General features: G+C 72.1%; 3 protein-coding genes. 2 read left to right on the top strand and 1 reads right to left on the bottom strand.

Annotation, left to right across the window (positions count from 1 at the left end; all coding sequences use genetic code 11):
• On the bottom strand, positions 1-1,568 hold a 1,568-nt coding region (locus tag ACFWGZ_RS40115), incomplete at its 3' end, for a type I polyketide synthase (protein ID WP_382456821.1).
• Between the two features lie 366 nt (positions 1,569-1,934).
• On the opposite strand from ACFWGZ_RS40115, the gene ACFWGZ_RS40110 reads away from it, so the two are divergent.
• Both ACFWGZ_RS40110 and ACFWGZ_RS40105 read left to right on the top strand, forming a co-directional pair.
• On the top strand, positions 1,935-2,759 hold the full coding sequence (locus ACFWGZ_RS40110; protein ID WP_382456820.1) for an SAM-dependent methyltransferase: 825 nt from the start codon (positions 1,935-1,937) through the stop codon (positions 2,757-2,759).
• A 37-nt stretch (positions 2,760-2,796) separates the two neighbouring features.
• Positions 2,797-3,972, top strand: coding sequence for a cytochrome P450 (locus ACFWGZ_RS40105; RefSeq protein ID WP_382456819.1), 1,176 nt, complete (start codon positions 2,797-2,799; stop codon positions 3,970-3,972).
• Positions 3,973-3,984: the final 12 nt, after the last annotated feature.

Genomic DNA, 3,984 nt, shown 5'->3' with positions numbered 1-3,984 from the left:
ACCACAGCCCGACACCCGAACACCGACCGCGACTCCACCAACGACGACGCCACGTCCACCGGCAGGAGGTCGAACTCGGCGCCGACGTGGTCGGCGAGGTTCTCCGCCAGGTCCCGCAGCGCCTCCGGGGACCGCGCCGACAACGCCCACGGCACGACGGCGCCGGGGTCACCGGGCGCCGGTTCCTCGGCGAGCTCGGACTCCTCCAGGATCACGTGGGCGTTCGTGCCGCTCATCCCGAACGACGACACCCCGGCACGACGCGGGCGCCCGTGCGCCTCCCACACCCGTGACTCCGTCAGCAGTTCCACCGCGCCGGACGTCCACTCCACCTCGGGCGTCGGCTCGTCCACGTGCAGGGTGCGCGGCAGCACCCCGGCGCGCATGGCCAGCACCATCTTCATCACACCCGCCACACCAGCAGCAGCCTGCGTGTGCCCGATGTTGGACTTCACCGAACCCAGCCACAACGGCCGGTCCCGGTCCTGCCCGTAGGTGGCGATCAACGCCTGCGCCTCGATCGGATCACCCAGCGACGTACCGGTGCCATGCGCTTCCACCGCGTCCACATCGGACGGTGCCAGGCCCGCCGACCGCAACGCGTCACGGATGACCCGTTGCTGCGACGGGCCGTTCGGCGCGGTGAGACCGCTGCTGGTGCCGTCCTGGTTCACCGCGGAGCCCCGCAGGACCGCCAGCACCTCGTGGCCGTTGCGGCGGGCGTCCGACAGCCGCTCCAGCAGCAGCACGCCGACGCCCTCGCCCCAGCCCGTGCCGTCGGCGGCCGCGGCGAACGCCTTGCAGCGCCCGTCGAGCGCGAGCCCGCGCTGGCGGCTGAACTCCAGGAACGCACCGGGCGTCGTCATCACGGTCACGCCGGCGGCGATGGCGAGGCTGCAGTCGCCGTCGCGCAGCGCCCGCGCCGCCAGGTGCATCGACACCAGCGACGACGAACACGCCGTGTCCACCGTGACCGCGGGCCCCTCCAGCCCCAGGAAGTACGAGATCCGGCCGGACACGACGCTCGCCGCGGTGCCGGTGCCGACGTAGCCCTCCAGGTCGCCGGCGGCGGTGGCGATCGAGGCGTAGTCCTGGCTGTTGCTGCCGACGAAGACGCCGGTGCGGCTGCCGCGCACCGAGGCCGGGTCGATGCCCGCGCGTTCGAGGACCTCCCACGAGGTCTCGAGCAGGAGGCGCTGCTGCGGGTCCATCGCCGTCGCCTCGCGCGGGGAGATGCCGAAGAACCCGGCGTCGAACTCGGCGGCGCCGTCGAGGAACGCGCCCTGGCGCACGTAGGAGGTGCCGGACCGGTCCGGGTCGGGGTCGTAGAGGCCGTCGAGGTCCCAGCCGCGGTCCGCGGGGAACTCCGACACCGCGTCGCCGTTCGAGGCCAGCAGCTCCCACAGCTCCTCGGGAGTCCGCACGCCGCCGGGGAAGCGGCAGGCCATGCCGACGATCGCGACCGGCTCCCGCACCCCCTCCTCGAGGTCGCGCACCCGGCGGCGCGTGCGCTGGAGGTCGGCGGTGACCTGCTTCAGGTATTCGACGACCTTCTCTTCACGACTCACTGTGCCACTCCAAGGGAACTCGCCGACTCCCGGCGGGCGCGCTCGAAAACGCGTCATCCGCAATTTCCGGCACCGCGACAAAGAGGCTGCGGTCACCGCCTCCGCGACGCTATTGCGCGAACCGGACCGCGACAACCCCTAGTCGAACGACCGGAACACCGATGCCGCAAATCCCGGAGTTCGCGCGGGCAGATGATCTGCGACGGCGTTCTCCCCTAGAATCCCCTAGCCGACCACTACTGCCCCCGACCAGCGGGCAATCGCAGCCGAAAAGTACTTCCGCGTCCGCCCTCGAATGTGGTCGAGTCCGTGCCGCGAGACAAATCAAAGGCAGCTACTCCGGAAGGAACACCGGCCGTGTCCTCAGTGCGCGCACCAATCCCAGAACAGGTCGGACTCCTCTACGACAAGCTCACCGACGCCGAGGTGCTGCACTTCGGTTACTGGCCGGACCCCGCCGACGACACCCCGGTCGAGATCGCCGCGACGCGGCTGACCGACCTCGTGGCGGAGAAGCTCGCCGTCACGGCGGGCCAGTCGGTCCTCGACGTCGGCTGCGGCATCGGCACGCCCGCCGTCCGGGTCGCCCAGACCACCGGGACGCGCGTCACCGGCATCACGATCAGCCAGGAGCAGGTCAAGCGGGCCACCGAGCACGCGGCCGCGAACAACGTGTCCAACCGCGTCGCCTTCCGGCACGCCGACGCGATGGCCATGCCGTTCGAACCGGCCTCGTTCGACGCCGCGTTCGCGCTCGAGTCGATCATCCACATGGACCGCGCGAAGGCGCTTGCGTCCATCCGCGAGGTGCTCAAGCCCGGTGGCCACCTGGTGCTCACCGACATGTTCCAGCGCAACCCCGCGCCCGAGGGCTCGCCGTCGCTGATGGCGCAGATGGTCGACATCTGGATGATGAGCGACCCCGTCCAGCTCGACGACTACCCGGCGCTGCTGGCCGACGCGGGCCTCGAGCTGGTCGAGCTGACCGACGTCACCGAGACCGTGCTGCGCAAGACCCTGCGGCTCGTGGCCGACAAGCTGCGCGAGGACGACCGCGGCCTGGTGCCCGACGAGATCATCGCCCGCCTGCCCGAGGAGGAGCAGGCCCGGCTGATGGCGTTCCCCGACGAGCTGGCGGCGTCCGAGGAGCTGGGCTGCCTGCTGCTCGTGGCCCGGCGACCGGAGGCGTAGCACCGGTGACCGGGAGCCGCGAACCAGGAGGAACCGCATGACCCAGTCCAGCACGCGGGCCGGCGCGGAGGAGCTGCGGCGGTTGCGCGCCCTGCGCGACGACGCGCCGGTGTGGCAGGACCCGCAGACCGGCATCTGGCACCTGCTGCGGTACGCGGACGTGGACGCCGCGCTCAGCGACTACGGCCGGTTGGCCTCGGACGTCAGCCCGGTGTTCCCGGACGCGCCGCCCGTGCTCGACGGGCACATCGGCGCGATGGACCCGCCGCGACACCGGCGGCTGCGGAGCCTGGTGAGCCGCGAGTTCGCGCCGCGGGTCATCGCGCGGCTGGAGGGGCGGATCGCCGCCATCACCGCCGACCTGCTCGACCGGGTCGCCGGCCAGGACGAGGTCGAGCTGGTCGGCGCACTCGCCCACCCGCTGCCGATGATCGTGATCGCCGAGCTGCTCGGTGTTCCGGTGGCCGACCGCGAGCAGTTCGCGGTGTGGGCGGACACCCTGTTCGAGCAGGGCGTGTTCGACCCCTCCGACGAGGAGCGGATGGCCGCGTCGGCGGCCAACATGCGCACGTTCCACGCGTACCTGGCCGACCTGACGCAGGAGCGCCGGCGGCACCCGCGCGAGGACCTGATCTCCGCGCTGACCACCACGCAGGAGGGCGACGACACCCTCGGCGACGCGGAGATCACCGGGTTCGCCACGTTCCTGCTGCTGGCGGGGCACATCACGTCGTCGCTGGTCATCGCCAACACGGTGCTGGGCCTCGACGAGCTGCCCGAACTGCAGGACGCGCTGCGCGCCGACCACTCGCTGATCCCCACGGCCGTCGAGGAGGTCATGCGCTACCGCACCCCGATCAGGGCGGTGCCGCGGCTCGCGACGACCGACATCGACTACGGCGGGGTCACCGTGCCCGAGGGCAGCCTGGTGTACCTGTCGCTCGAGTCGGCCAACCACGACGAGCGGGTCTTCGCCGGCCCGGACCGGTGCGTGCCGGACCGCGACCCCAACCCCCACCTGTCCTTCGGCCGCGGCGTGCACTTCTGCCTCGGCGCGCCGCTGGCCAGGCTGGAGACGCGGGTCGCGACGCGGCTGCTGCTGGAGCGGTACTCGTCGCTGCGGGTCGTGCCCGGCAGCACGCCGGAACAGCACCCGGAGGGCCACCTCAACGGCGTCCGGACGCTGCGCGTCGAGGTCGAGCGGGCCCGGTGAACGCGAAGGGGG

The sequence above is a fragment of the Lentzea sp. NPDC060358 genome (genome assembly GCF_042725365.1).
Classification (GTDB): Bacteria; Actinomycetota; Actinomycetes; order Mycobacteriales; family Pseudonocardiaceae; genus Lentzea.
This window is presented reverse-complemented; position numbering and strand designations above follow the sequence as displayed.

Bases quoted from the DNA above. Each gene is read 5' to 3' on its own strand.
- ACFWGZ_RS40105 (WP_382456819.1), top strand. From the start codon at position 2,797: ATGACCCAGTCCAGCACGCGGGCCGGCGCGGAGGAGCTGCGGCGGTTG.